The organism is Variovorax endophyticus, assembly GCF_025376855.1.
In the GTDB taxonomy this organism is placed as follows: Bacteria; Pseudomonadota; Gammaproteobacteria; order Burkholderiales; family Burkholderiaceae_C; genus Variovorax.
The window spans coordinates 17,776-31,415 of sequence record NZ_JAHUTH010000016.1 but is presented as its reverse complement, the minus strand read 5'-3'; the positions used below and the strand labels follow the sequence as shown (position 1 = coordinate 31,415).

General features: G+C 68.0%; 10 protein-coding genes and 1 pseudogene. 7 read left to right on the top strand and 4 right to left on the bottom strand.

Translation table 11 applies throughout. The annotated features are described in order from the left end of the window. Nucleotides 1-156: 156 nt before the first annotated feature. The 3 genes and pseudogenes from gyrB to dnaA form a co-directional block, all read right to left on the bottom strand. Nucleotides 157-2,676, bottom strand: a pseudogene (gene gyrB / locus KV106_RS20990) (DNA topoisomerase (ATP-hydrolyzing) subunit B); the annotation flags it as partial. 242 nt (nt 2,677-2,918) lie between these two features. Beyond that, nucleotides 2,919-4,025 (bottom strand): DNA polymerase III subunit beta, encoded by a 1,107-nt coding sequence (dnaN, locus tag KV106_RS20985; protein ID WP_057591854.1) that lies wholly within the window; start codon nt 4,023-4,025, stop codon nt 2,919-2,921. 121 nt (nt 4,026-4,146) lie between these two features. After that, a complete protein-coding gene (gene dnaA, locus KV106_RS20980) occupies nt 4,147-5,526 on the bottom strand; it encodes a chromosomal replication initiator protein DnaA (protein WP_057591855.1) in 1,380 nt (459 codons plus the stop codon). Between the two features lie 370 nt (nt 5,527-5,896). On the opposite strand from dnaA, the gene rpmH reads away from it, so the two are divergent. The 7 genes from rpmH to KV106_RS20945 all read left to right on the top strand — a co-directional run bounded on the left by rpmH (nt 5,897) and on the right by KV106_RS20945 (nt 11,594). After that, entirely contained in the window at nt 5,897-6,031 is a 135-nt protein-coding gene (gene rpmH, locus KV106_RS20975) for a 50S ribosomal protein L34 (protein WP_007834827.1), read from the top strand. 86 nt (nt 6,032-6,117) lie between these two features. Beyond that, on the top strand, nt 6,118-6,540 hold the full coding sequence (locus tag KV106_RS20970; protein WP_057591856.1) for a ribonuclease P protein component: 423 nt from the start codon (nt 6,118-6,120) through the stop codon (nt 6,538-6,540). Beyond that, the gene (gene yidD, locus KV106_RS20965; RefSeq protein ID WP_057591857.1) at nt 6,537-6,824 is read left to right on the top strand and encodes a membrane protein insertion efficiency factor YidD; all 288 of its coding nucleotides are present in this window, start codon (nt 6,537-6,539) and stop codon (nt 6,822-6,824) included. Before KV106_RS20970 ends, yidD begins: the two co-directional genes overlap by 4 nt. Continuing rightward, nucleotides 6,821-8,512 (top strand): membrane protein insertase YidC, encoded by a 1,692-nt coding sequence (gene yidC / locus KV106_RS20960; RefSeq protein ID WP_261212099.1) that lies wholly within the window; start codon nt 6,821-6,823, stop codon nt 8,510-8,512. Before yidD ends, yidC begins: the two co-directional genes overlap by 4 nt. A gap of 76 nt (nt 8,513-8,588) precedes the next feature. Beyond that, complete coding sequence (gene mnmE, locus KV106_RS20955) at nt 8,589-9,998, top strand: tRNA uridine-5-carboxymethylaminomethyl(34) synthesis GTPase MnmE (protein WP_261212098.1); 1,410 nt, start codon at nt 8,589-8,591, stop codon at nt 9,996-9,998. 106 nt (nt 9,999-10,104) lie between these two features. Continuing rightward, entirely contained in the window at nt 10,105-10,566 is a 462-nt protein-coding gene (locus tag KV106_RS20950) for a Crp/Fnr family transcriptional regulator (RefSeq protein WP_093343587.1), read from the top strand. Nucleotides 10,567-10,643: 77 nt separating this feature from the next. Next, nucleotides 10,644-11,594: a zinc-ribbon domain-containing protein gene (locus KV106_RS20945; protein WP_261212097.1), complete on the top strand. Its 951-nt coding sequence runs from the start codon at nt 10,644-10,646 to the stop codon at nt 11,592-11,594. Nucleotides 11,595-11,606: 12 nt separating this feature from the next. Here KV106_RS20945 and KV106_RS20940 read toward each other — a convergent pair whose 3' ends face one another. Next, entirely contained in the window at nt 11,607-13,592 is a 1,986-nt protein-coding gene (locus KV106_RS20940) for a monovalent cation:proton antiporter family protein (RefSeq protein WP_057597735.1), read from the bottom strand. Nucleotides 13,593-13,640 lie beyond the last annotated feature (48 nt).

Below are 13,640 nucleotides of genomic sequence, written 5' to 3'. Positions count from 1 at the left end.
CTCAGACAAACCCTTGGTCGCCCGCGCGAACCGCCCGCGTTGCGTGTGCGCACTCCGCCTGGAAGCGGCATGGGAATGGTGCGCGGACTTCGGGCGTCCATGAAAAACGCCGCCGGGTGCGAACCACGGCGGCGTGACGGCGAGGGCGGAATCGACTCAGACGTCGATGTTCGCCGCCCGCAGCGCGTTCTGCTCGATGAACTCGCGGCGCGGCTCCACCTCGTCGCCCATCAGCATCGTGAACACGCGGTCGGCCTCGATCGCGTCGTCGATCTGCACCTTGAGCAGGCGGCGCACGTTCGGGTCCATGGTGGTTTCCCACAGCTGCTCGGGGTTCATCTCGCCCAGGCCCTTGTAGCGCTGGCGCGCGGTGGCGCGCTCGGCTTCGCCGATCAGCCACAGCATGGCCTGGCGGAAATCGAGCACCTTTTCTTCCTTGGCGCGCTCGCCCTCGCCGCGGCGCACCACCGCGCCCTCGGGGCTCAGCAGGTTGCGGAAGGTGTCGGCGGCGCCGGCCAGCGCGGCGTAGTCGGCGCCGTGCACGAAGTCCTGCGTGATCACGCTGCTCTTGATGTTGCCGTGGTGGCGGCGGCTGATGCGCAACAGCGGCTTGTCGGTGCGCGCGTCGAACTCGTTGCTGACCTCGGCCGGCACGCCGGTGGTGTTGAGCTCGCGCAGCTTGGCCTGCAGCGCCACGGCCGAGGCCTCGGCCGCGGGCGTGGTGTCGAGGTCGAGCGCCACGCCGTCGGCGATGGCGCGCAGGGCCTCGGCGTCCATGAAGTTGCGCAGCCGGTGGATCACGGCCTCGGCCACCTGGTGCTTGCGCGCCAGTTCGGCCAGCGTGTCGCCGCCGAGCGTGGTGGAGTTGGCGCCGCCGGTCTGGATGCTGGCGTCCTTCAGCGCGACCTTGAGCAGGAACGCGTCGAGCGCATTGCCGTCCTTCAGGTACTGCTCTTCCTTGCCGACCTTGACCTTGTACAGCGGCGGCTGCGCGATGTAGATGTGGCCGCGCTCGACCAGCTCGGGCATCTGGCGGTAGAAGAAGGTGAGCAGCAGCGTGCGGATGTGCGCGCCGTCCACGTCGGCGTCGGTCATGATGATGATGCGGTGGTAGCGCAGCTTGGCGACGTTGAAGTCGTCCGCGCCGCCGCCCGGCGTGCTCGCGCCCGCGCGGCCGATGCCGGTACCCAGCGCGGTGATCATCGTGAGGATTTCGTTGCTCGTCAGCAGCTTCTCGTAGCGCGCCTTCTCGACGTTGAGGATCTTGCCGCGCAGCGGCAGGATGGCCTGGAACTTCCGGTCGCGGCCCTGCTTGGCGGAGCCGCCGGCGGAGTCGCCCTCCACCAGGTAGACCTCGCACAGCGCCGGGTCCTTCTCCTGGCAGTCGGCCAGCTTGCCCGGCAGGCCCATGCCGTCGAGCACGCCCTTGCGCCGGGTCATCTCGCGCGCCTTGCGCGCCGCTTCACGGGCACGCGCGGCTTCGATGATCTTGCCGCAGATGATCTTGGCGTCGTTCGGACGCTCCTGCAGGTAGTCGGTCAGCAGGCGGCCGACGATGTCCTCCACCGGCGCGCGCACTTCGCTGGAGACCAGCTTGTCCTTGGTCTGGCTCGAGAACTTGGGCTCGGGCACCTTCACGCTGAGCACGCAGCACAGGCCCTCGCGCATGTCGTCGCCCGAGACCTCGACCTTCGCCTTCTTGGCGAGCTCGTTCTCCTCGATGTACTTGTTGATCACGCGCGTCATCGCGGCGCGCAAGCCCGTGAGGTGGGTGCCGCCGTCGCGCTGCGGGATGTTGTTGGTGAAGCACAGCACCTGCTCGTTGTAGCCGCTGTTCCACTGCATCGCCACTTCGACGCCGATGTGCGTGCCGGGGATGCCGCCGTAGGTGTCGGCCGGCTTCTCGCCCTCCGCATAGAACGAGTTCGGATGCAGGACGGTCTTGCCCTTGTTGATGAACTCGACGAAGCCGCGCACGCCGCCGGCGCCCGAGAAGTCGTCTTCCTTGCCGCTGCGCTCGTCCTTCAGGCGGATGCGCACGCCGTTGTTGAGGAAGCTCAGCTCGCGCAGGCGCTTGGAGAGGATCTCGTAGTGGAAATCGTTGTTCTCCTTGAAGATCTCGGTGTCGGGCAGGAAGTGCACCTCGGTGCCGCGCTTGTCGGTGTCGCCGATGATCTTCATCGGCGAAACCTCGACGCCGTTGACCGTCTCGAGCAGGCGGTCCTGCACGAAGCCGCGGCTGAACTCGAGCTCGTGGATCTTGCCTTCGCGCCGCACCACCAGGCGCAGCATCACGCTCAGCGCGTTCACGCAACTCACGCCCACGCCGTGCAGGCCGCCCGAGACCTTGTAGCTGTTCTGGTTGAACTTGCCGCCCGCGTGCAGCTCGGTCAGCGCGATCTCGGCGGCCGAGCGCTTGGGCTCGTGCTTGTCGTCCATCTTCACGCCGGTCGGGATGCCTCGGCCGTTGTCGGTCACCGAGATCGAGTTGTCGGAATGGATGGTCACGACGATGTCGTCGCAGTGGCCGGCGAGTGCTTCGTCGATGGAGTTGTCGACCACCTCGAACACCAGGTGGTGCAGACCGGTGCCGTCGGAGGTGTCGCCGATGTACATGCCGGGGCGCTTGCGCACGGCCTCGAGGCCTTCGAGGATCGTGATCGAACCTTCGCCGTAGGAGTTGTCGGGCGTGATCTCGATCGGCACCGCGTTGTCGATCTCGGGTGTGTAGACCGGTTCGGTGTGCGGCACTTCCGGCTTGTTCTCTTCTGCGCTCATTCGGATATTCCTCTATCTCTCACGGGATTCACGGGGTCGCACCGGCTCTGGGGCACCCGGTTTTTCAGGCCTCTTGAAAGAGCAAACCCGCGGGGCTGCCGCGGGCTGTCTGCGCAAGGCGCTGTGGTGATGCGGGGTGACTAGATCCGCATCGGCATCACGACGTACTTGAAGGAAGCGTTGTCGGGGATGGTCAACAGCGCGGAGCTGTTGGAATCGGCCAGGTCCAGCTTCACCATGTCCTGGCCCATGTTGGCCAGCGCGTCGATCAGGTAGGTGACGTTGAAGCCGATCTCGATGGTGTCGCCGCCGTAGTCGATGTCGAGCTCGTCCTGGGCTTCTTCCTGCTCGGCGTTGTTCGAGGCGATGCGCAAGGTGCCGGGCTCGATGTTCAGGCGCACGCCCTTGAACTTCTCGCTGGTCAGGATCGCGGTGCGCTGCAGGCTGGCCAGGAGCGGCGCGCGGCCCAGCGTGACCGAGTTCTTGTGATTCTTCGGGATCACGCGGTTGTAGTCGGGGAACTTGCCCTCGACCAGCTTGGTGACGAACTCCATGCCGCCGAAGCTGAACTTGGCCTGGTTGTTGGCGAACTGCATCTCGATCGCGCCCTCGGCGTCGGACAGGAGGCGCTGCATCTCGAGCACGGTCTTGCGCGGCAGGATCACTTCCTGGCGCGGCACTTCCACGTCGAGCGTGGCCGAGGAGAAGGCCAGGCGGTGGCCGTCGGTGGCCACCAGGCTCAGCTGCTTGCCCTCGGCGACGAACAGGATGCCGTTGAGGTAGTAGCGGATGTCGTGCACGGCCATCGCGAACGAGACCTGCGAGAGCAGGTCCTTCAGCGTCTTCTGCGGCACGCTGAACACCGGGCCGAAGTTGGCGGCTTCCTGCACCAGCGGGAAGTCTTCCGCGGGCAGCGACTGCAGCGTGAAGCGGCTCTTGCCGCCCTTGAGCACCAGCTTGCTCGCGCTCGATTCGAGGCTCACGGTCTGGTCGGCCGGCATGGTGCGCAGGATGTCGATCAGCTTGCGCGCGCCGATGGTGGTGGTGAAGTTGCCTTCGTCGCCGCCGAGCTCGGCGGTGGTGCGGATCTGGATCTCGAGGTCGCTGGTGGTCAGCTGGATCTGGCCACCGGTCTTGCGGATCAGCACGTTGGCGAGGATCGGCAGGGTGTGGCGCCGCTCCACGATGCCCGCCACCGACTGCAGCGCGGCGAGGACTTTGTCTTGTGTTGCCTTCAGGACGATCATGTCTTCTACCTCTTCTCTTATCTCTTTGAATCAGCTTGGTCGATCAGGGCCCCACCGCCCCGCGCAGACCGCCATTCTCCGCTGTCGCGGCGTCCGGCCTGGTTGACTTTGGTTTTCAGTTTCAACCCTTGAGCGTCTGCTCGAGCACGTGAAGCTGCTGGTTGAGCTCGGTGAGCTGCTGGCGCTCGCCCGAAATCTTGCGCACCGCGTGCAGCACGGTCGTGTGGTCGCGGCCGCCGAACAGCTCGCCGATCTCGGGCAGGCTCTTCTGCGTCAGCTCCTTGGCCAGGTACATCGCGATCTGCCGCGGCCGCGCGATCGAGGCCGGGCGCTTCTTGCTGTACATGTCGGCGACCTTGATCTTGTAGTAGTCGGCCACCGTCTTCTGGATGTTTTCCACCGAGATCTGCCGGTTCTGGATCGACAGCAGGTCGCGCAGCGCCTCGCGCGCCAGGGCGATCGAGATCTCCTTCTGGTTGAAGCGCGAATAGGCCAGGATCTTGCGCAGCGCGCCCTCGAGCTCGCGCACGTTGGAGCGCACGTTCTTGGCCACGAAGAAGGCGACTTCCTCGGGCATCTCGGCGCCCTCGACGCGGGCCTTGTTGATCAGGATCGCCACGCGCATCTCGAGCTCGGGCGGCTCGATCGCCACCGTGAGGCCCGAGTCGAAGCGCGAGACCAGCCGCTCGTGGATGTCCGCGAGGCCCTTGGGATAGGTGTCGCTGGTCATCACGATGTGCGACTTCTTGGCCAGCAGGGCTTCGAAGGCGTTGAAGAATTCTTCCTGCGTGCGGTCCTTGTTGGCGAAGAACTGCACGTCGTCGATCAAGAGCAGATCGAGCGAGTGGTAACGCTCCTTGAATTCGTCGAAGGTCTTGCGCTGATAGGCCTTGACCACATCCGAGACGAACTGTTCGGCGTGGATGTAGAGAACTTTGGAGTCGACCCGGTCGGCCAGCAGCCGGTTGCCCACGGCGTGCATGAGGTGGGTCTTGCCCAGGCCCACGCCACCGTAGATGAAAAGCGGGTTGTACAGGTGCCCGGGCATGCCCGCCACGTGCATCGCCGCGGCGCGCGCCATGCGGTTGGCCGTGCCCTCGACCAGGGTGTCGAAGGTGAGGCCCGAATTGAGGCGGTTCTTGAAGCCGGCGGCCGGCGGTTCCTCGCCCGGGCCGGCCACGTCGCGCGGCACGTCGGTTTCGGTCATGACCGCCACGGGCGCAGCGCGCACGGGGATTTCCCGAGGAGCAAGCGCTAACTCGATGGCGACGGGCTGGCCGTAGATCTTCTCGGCCATGCCGGCGATCTTGCCGGCGTACTGGGCCCGGATCCAGTCGAGCTTGAAGCGGTTGGCGACGAACACCGTCATGCGCGAGAGGTCGTCGGCGACCTCGGCGGTGAGGGGCTTGATCCAGGTGTTGAACTGTTGCTCGGACAGCTCCTGCGCGAGCTGGTCGACGCAGGCCTGCCAGAGGCTTTCGCCGATGCCGTCAGTCGACATGGGCGCTCGGATTTTGGATGGTTCCCTCTGCCATTTTTTGCTATTTGTATTGTGGATATTCTCTGCTGGAAGGCGCCGCGCATTCTAACTTGTCAAAACCTTATCCACATACCCTGGACGGCTGGGGAAAGGCCCGCAAAGTCGCTCGAAGATTGTTGTGGGGCCGAATGTTTGCGATAATTGCGGGTTTCCCTGAAAACCTCTTTGCGTCTTTCGGGGTCCGACCGAAACCACCGGCTGAGCCCAGCGAGGCCGGAACCAACCGCACCCAGCGCCTTTCGCGCATTCCTCGCCTGTCGAGCCCATGGATTCCCCATGGTCCGACGACCGCGGAACTGCCGAAGAAACAGGGGAATCAGGAAATCTCATCATGAAACGCACCTACCAAGCATCCAAAGTCCGCCGCGCCCGTACCCACGGCTTCCTGGTCCGCATGAAGACCCGTGGCGGCCGTGCCGTCATCAACGCACGCCGCGCCAAGGGCCGCAAGCGCCTGGCCGTCTGACGCCCGACCCACGGCAGTTGCCAGCAGCAGGAACGCCCGGGCCAGCTTCGACGGCTCGCGCCAGCGGCGTGTCCAGCCCGGCTCCCATGCAGCGGCTCAAGACCCGCGCGCAGTTCCAGGCCGTTCTCGCAGGTGCCACCGTGGCCCGCACTGCCCATTTCGCATTGCATCGCTGCGCGCTCGATTCCGAATCGAGCGCGCAGCTTTTTGCGTCCGACGATGTCTGGCTGGGCGCGATGGTGCCCAAGCGCTGGGCGCGCCGCGCGGTCACGCGCAATGCGATCAAGCGCCAGATCTACAGCGTGAGCGCCCTGCCCCACGCGGGTCTGCCGCGCGCGGCGCACGTGGTTCGCCTGAAGTCGGCCTTCGACCGCAAGGAATTCGTGAGCGCCTCGTCCGAGCGGCTCAAGCGAGCCGTGCGGGCCGAGCTCGAACTGTTGCTGGAGCGCGCCGCGCGCCCGGCACCGGCGCGCGCGCCCGCCGCGCCACCCGCACGGTCTTCGCCATGAAACGCCTGCTGATCGGCCTCGTCAAAGGCTACCGCCTGCTGCTGAGCCCCTGGCTCGGCCAGTCGTGCCGTTTCGAGCCGACCTGCTCGGTCTATTCGATCGAGGCGCTCGAGGTGCATGGCGCCCTCAAGGGCAGCTACCTCACGCTGCACCGCATCGCGCGCTGCCAGCCCTGGTGCCAGGGCGGGCACGATCCGGTCCCACCGAAATCACAGCGTCGCACGGACCGGTCAGGCTCGCTGTTTTCGTCTCTTCTCTCCTCCGACAAGAAGTCTTCGTCATGAACGATATACGCCGCACGATCCTGTGGGTGATTTTTGGGTTCTCGCTGGTGCTGCTGTGGGACCAATGGCAGGTCTTCAACGGCAACAAGCCGACCTTCCTGCCCTCGACCAAGCCCGCCGCCACGGCGCCCGCGCCCACCACCGGCGCCGCCGCCGGCAGCAGCGTGCCCAGCGCCAGTGCCGCACCGGGCGCCAGCGCCGGTGCCGTGCCCACGCAGGCCGCGGCCGCCGCGCCGAAGGAACAGGTCACGGTCACCACCGACCTGTTCAAGGCGACCATCGACAGCGAAGGCGGCACGGTCAACTACCTCGAGCTGCTGAAGTACGACGAGAACGACCGCACCAAGCACGTGGTGCTGTTCGAGAACGGCTCGCCCGCCACGCGCTACCTCGCGCAGACCGGCCTGCTGAACCAGGTCGATACCGGCGAGCGCTTCCCGAACCACCTGACGCCGATGGCGCCCAAGGCCGGTCCGCGCGAAATGGCCGCCGGCCAGAACACCCTCGAGGTCGGCTTCGAGAGCGCCCCCGTCGGCGGCCTCAAGTACGTCAAGACCTATGTGTTCCACCGCGGCGACTACGCCATCGGCGTGCGCCATGAAGTCGTCAACGTGAGCGACCAGCCGCGCGACGCGCAGCTCTACATGCAGCTGCTGCGCCACGGCACCGTGGCCTCGAGCACCATGTTCGGCACCAACACCTTCACCGGCCCGGCCGCGTACACGAACGAAAAGAAGTTCCACAAGCTCGCGTTCACGGACATCACCAAGGGCAAGGTCGAGCCCCCGCCGGCCGCCAACGACGGCTGGATCGCCATGGTCCAGCACTACTTCGTGTCGGCCTGGCTGCTGCGCGGCGACCCGGCGAGCGAAGGCCTGAAGCGCGAATTCCGCGTGAAGGACCTGGGCGACAACCTCTACACCATCGCCATGGTGGCCACGCTGCCGAAGATCGCCCCGGGCGCGACGCAGACGGTCAACAGCACGCTGTTCGCCGGTCCCGAGGAAGAGAAGAAGCTCGAAGCCATCGCGCCGGGCCTCGACCTGGTCAAGGACTACGGCATCTTCGCGATCATCTCGAAGCCGCTGTACTGGCTGCTCAACCAGCTGCACGGCCTGATCGGCAACTGGGGCTGGTCGATCGTGGCGCTGGTGGTGCTGCTCAAGGCCGCCTTCTACTGGCTCAACGCCAAGGCCTACGCGAGCATGGCCAAGATGAAGGCCATCAACCCGAAGATCATGGAGATGCGCGAGCGGCTCAAGGACAAGCCGCAGGAAATGCAGCAGGAGATGATGCGGATCTACAAGACCGAGAAGGTCAATCCGATGGGCGGCTGCTTCCCGATCCTGATCCAGATCCCGGTGTTCATCGCGCTGTACTGGGTGCTGCTGTCGTCGGTCGAGATGCGCCACGCGCCCTGGATCGGCTGGATCACCGACCTGTCGGCACCCGATCCCTGGTACATCCTGCCGATCGTGATGACGGCCACCTCGCTGCTGCAGACCTGGCTGAACCCGACGCCGCCCGATCCGATGCAGGCCAAGCTGATGTGGATCATGCCGCTGGCCTTCAGCGTGATGTTCATCTTCTTCCCGGCCGGCCTGGTGCTGTACTGGATCACGAACAACATCCTGTCGATCGCCCAGCAGTGGGTGATCAACAAGCGGCTCGGCGTGCTCGGCAAGTAGGCCGGCGCGACGTCACCGTTTTCCCCGAGGGGCCGCGCGAGCGGCCCTTTGTCGTTTTTGCTGAAAGAATCCGCCCATGCTCGCCCGCGCCTCCGATCCCATCGTCGCCATCGCCACCGCTTCCGGCCGCGGCGCGGTCGGCATCGTGCGGGTGTCGGGCGTTCGGCTCGCCCCGCTGATCGAGGCGCTGTGCGCGCGGCCGCTCAAGCCGCGCGAGGCTACCTACCTGCCCTTTCGCGATGCCGCGGGCGAGGCGGTCGACCATGGGCTGGCGATCCATTTCCCCGCGCCCCATTCGTTCACGGGCGAGGACGTGCTCGAGCTCCAGGCCCATGGCGGCGCGGTCGTGCTGCAACTGCTGCTGGCGCGCTGCCTCGAGGCCGCGGGCGAGCTCGATGCCGTCACCGGCCGTCCCCGGCTGCCGGGCCTGCGCGTGGCCGAGCCCGGCGAGTTCAGCCAGCGCGCCTTCCTCAACGGCAAGATCGATCTGGCCCAGGCCGAGGCGATTGCCGACCTGATCGATGCCAGCACCGAGGCCGCCGCGCGCAGCGCGGGGCGCTCGCTGTCGGGCGCCTTCTCGCGCGAGATCCACACGCTGCGCGATGCGCTGATCCACCTGCGCATGCTGGTCGAGGCCACGCTCGACTTTCCCGAGGAGGAGATCGATTTCCTGCAGAAGGCCGATGCCGCGGGCCAGCTGGCGCGGCTGCAGGGCCAGCTCGCGGCCGTGCAGCAGCGCGCGCGCCAGGGCGCCCTGCTGCGCGAGGGCATCAAGGTGGTGATCGCGGGCCAGCCCAATGCCGGCAAGAGCTCGCTGCTCAACGCGCTGGCCGGTGCCGAGCTCGCGATCGTGAGCGCGGTGGCCGGCACCACGCGCGACGTGGTGTCGCAGACCATCCAGATCCATGGCGTGCCGCTGCACGTGGCCGATACCGCGGGCCTGCGCGAGAGCAGCGACGAGGTGGAGCAGATCGGCGTGGCGCGCGCCTGGGGCCAGATCGAGAGCGCCGACGCGGTGCTGTTCCTGCACGACCTGACGCGCGCCGCCGCGCCCGACTACGCCGCGGCCGACGCAGGGATCCTGCGCGGCCTGCGCGAGAAGCTGCCCGCGGGCGTGCCGGTGCTCGACGTGTGGAACAAGCTCGACGCGGCCGGCTCGGCGTCCGCGCCGGCCGAAGGCATCGCGCTGTCGGCCAAGACCGGTGCCGGCATCGAGGCGCTGCGCGAGCAGCTGCTGGCCATGGCCGGCTGGCAGGCCGTGCCCGAGGGCGTGTACCTGGCGCGCGCGCGCCATGTGCAGGCGCTGGGGCAGGTCGAGATGCACCTGGCGCTGGCGGCCGAGCACCTGGCGGCCCATGCCCAGTCGCTCGACCTGCTGGCCGAGGAACTGCGGCTGGCGCAGAACGCGCTCAACGAGATCACCGGCGAATTCGGCGCCGACGACCTGCTGGGTGTCATCTTTTCGCGTTTCTGTATCGGCAAATAGCGACACTCCGCGCGGCCGGCGCCGTCATCGCGTAAACATTTGTAGCCGAAATGTGGGCCGTTCGCGGATACTCCGGCTGAACTGCCCGGGGGCGAGTGAGAGCAGCATGTCCATCCAGAACCTGAGCCGCGCGATCGCGGACAACACCAGCAACGATGCCTTTGCGCTGATCCTCAATGTTCAGCAGTGGGACACGCTGGCCGGGTATCTGCAGCCGCAGGACGTCACCGTCGGCGACGTGCTGATCGCCCAGGGCGCGCAGGACCGTTCGGTCTTCTTCCTCGAGAGCGGCGCGATCAGCGTGCACCGCGTGAGCAGCAAGGAGCAGATGCGCCTGGCGGTGCTCACCGCGGGCTCGGTGGTCGGCGAAGGTTCGTTCTTCTCGCGCCAGCCGCACGCGGCCAACGTGGTGGTCACCGGTGCCGGACGGGTCTGGCGCCTCACGACCACCCGCTTCTCGGAAATGTCGAACCGCCAGCCGAACCTCGCGCTCGAGCTCACGATGGCGCTCGGCGCGGTCATCGCCAAGCGCATGGCGCACCGCTCCAAGCGTGTCGCGGTGACCTGAGGCGCCGCCACCAGACGACGAGCCCCCATGCGGCCCCTGCCAGCCAGCATGCCTTTCCTCGATTGCCTCACTTCGCCATGGCCTTGATCTGTCCCGTCTGCAGCGCGGAGAACCGCGAGGGCGCGAACTTCTGCATGCGCTGCGGCGAGCGGCTGACGCCGGCTTCCGCGCCGCCGGTTCCGCCCGCGCCCACGCCCAATCCGAGCACGCGCTTCGAGCGCGAATGGGCCGCGACCGCGCCCGCGCAGCTGCGCGCTCCGACCATTCCCGGCGAGCTCTACGACGCGGCCGCCCTCACGCCGCGCGGCGGCAAGGGCCAGCCGCAGGATGGCGATGCCGACCGGACCGTGCTGGTCGGCACCGGCAAGCCGAAGCGCGCGCCGAAGCCGGAAGCCTCGTCCGACGAATCCGCCGAGGCCCGGCGTGCGCGCCGCCGCGAGCGCGCGCAGGCCCAGGCAGCCCAGCCGGCGGTCGGCCGCAGCGGCATGTGGCTCTGGATCGGCCTGCTGGTGCTGGGCGTGGCGATGATCGCGGCGGGCTGGTATGGCTTCGGCAGCCGCGGTGCCGCGCCTGCGGCACCCACGCCGGCCGTCGTGGCGCCCGCGCCGCAACCGGTGCCGGCCCCGCCGCCCGCGCCCGTCGAGCCGGCTCCTGCTCCGGCGGCGGAAGCGCCCCCGGCCCCCGTGGCACCCGCCGCGCCGGCCGTGGAGGAATCCCCCGCGCCCGTAACCAAGCCCACCGTGGCCGCTCCGCCGAAGGCCGCGCGCAAGGCGGCGACTCCCGCCGCAGCGCCGGCCGTGGCCGAGGCACCCGCGGCAGCCCCACCCCCCGCGGCCCCCGCGCCGGCACCGGCGGCCGCGCCGGCCGATCCGCAATCGCAGTGCGGCGACCGCAACTTCATCGCCAGGGCCCAGTGCATGGCCGCGCAATGCGCCAAGCCCGAGTTCCGCGGCCACGCGCAGTGCGAGGCGGTGCGGCGCCAGCAGCAGCTCGAGGAAGAGAAGCGCAACCCGACGCTGGCGAACTGAGCCTGGCCGGGCTCAGCCTTTCTGCAGCCGGTCGATCGCCATCGCCAGCGCGGCCGGCTTGCCCGACAGCACCAGCGTGTCGCCGTCCGAGAGCACCGTGTCGTCGGCCGGCACGCGCGCCTGGCCGTCCTGGCGCCGCAGGCTCGCCACCCGCACGCCCAGGCCCTGCAGCGACAGCCGTTCCAGCGTCTGGCCGATGGCGCGCGCGCCTTCCGTGAGCGTGAAGGTGTTCAGGCGTTCATGGTCGAGTTCGTCGGCGTTGTCGTCGTCGGCGCCGTGGAAGTAGCCGCGCAGCAGGTTGTAGCGCGCGTCGCGCTGGTCCTGCACCACGCGGATCACGCGCCGCATCGGCACGCCGACCAGCGCCAGCGCATGGCTGGCGAGCATCAGCGAGCCCTCGATCGCCTCGGGGACCACCTCGGTCGCGCCGGCGGCCTGCAGCTTCTCGAGGTCATGGTCGTCCTGGGTGCGCACGATCACCGGCACCTGCGGCGCATGGGCACGGGTGTTGGCCAGCACCTTCATCGCGCCGGGCACGTCGAGGTAGGTCACGACCACCGCGCTGGCACGCGCCAGGCCCGCGGCCATCAGCGCCTGCAGCCGCGCGGCGTCGCCGAACACCACCGAGTCGCCGGCCGCGGCGGCCTGCCGCACGCGGTCGGGGTCGAGGTCGAGCGCCATGTAGGGAATGCCTTCGCGCTCGAGGATGCGCGCGAGGTTCTGGCCGCAGCGGCCATAGCCGCAGATGATCACGTGGCGCGCCGTGTTGATGGTCTTGCGCGCGATGGTCGTCATCTGCAGCGACTGCTGCAGCCAGTCGCTGGCCACCAGCTTGCGCACGATCGCGTTGCTGTACATCACGATGAAGGGCGTCGCCAGCATCGACAGCACCATCGAGGCCAGCACCGGGTTGGCCAGCCAGGGCGGCAGCAGGCTGCGTTCCTGGGCCAGCGTCAGCAGCACGAAGCCGAACTCGCCGGCCTGCGCGAGGTAGAGGCCGGTGCGCAGCGACACGCCCGAGGTCGCGCCCAACCCGCGCGCGAGCAAGGTCACGAGGCCCAGCTTGAACAGCAGCGGCACCAGCAGCAGCACCGCCACCAGCAGCCAGCGCTCGACCACGATGTGCCAGTCGAGCGACATGCCCACGGTGATGAAGAACAGGCCCAGCAGCACGTCGTGGAAGGGGCGGATGTCGGTCTCGACCTGGTGCTTGTACTCGGTCTCCGAGACCAGCATGCCCGCGATGAAGGCGCCCAGCGCCAGGCTCAGGCCCGCGAATTCGGTGAGCCACGCCAGCCCCAGCGTGACCAGCAGCACGTTGAGGATGAACAGCTCCTCGCTGCGCCGCCGCGCCACCAGGGTGAGCCACCAGCGCATCACGCGCGGCCCGCCATACAGCAGCACGCCGATCAGCAGGCAGGCCTTGAGCAGCGCGAAGCCCAGCGCCTTGGCCAGCGCCTCGGGCGGCGCGCCCAGCGCGGGGATCAGCACCAGCAGCGGCACCACCGCCAAGTCCTGGAACAGCAGCACGCCCATCACGCGCTTGCCGTGCTCGCTTTCGAGCTCGAGCCGCTCGGCCATCAGCTTGACCACGATGGCGGTGCTGCTCATGGTGAGCGCGCCCGAGAGCGCGAGCGCGGTCTGCCAGCCCAGGCGCCAGTCGGGCGGCAGGAAGGAGGCGATCAGCAGCGCGCCCACGGTGGCGATCGCCATCGTCAGCAGCACCTGCAGCAGCCCGAGCCCGAACACGTGCTTGCGCATCGCGCGCAGCTTGGGCAGGCTGAACTCGAGCCCGATCACGAACATCAGGAACACCACGCCGAATTCGCCCAGGTGCCGGATGCCTTCGGAGTTCTGCGCCAGCGCCAGCGCATGCGGGCCGATCAGCACGCCGGCCGTCAGGTAGCCGAGCATCGGCGGCAGCTTGAGGAAGCGGCATGCCACCACGCCGATCACCGCGGCCACCAGATACAAGAGCGTGAGATCGAACGAAGACATGGTGGGCGATGCTAGAGCAAGAGCCGTGCGCGCGTGGCGAGGGGCTTA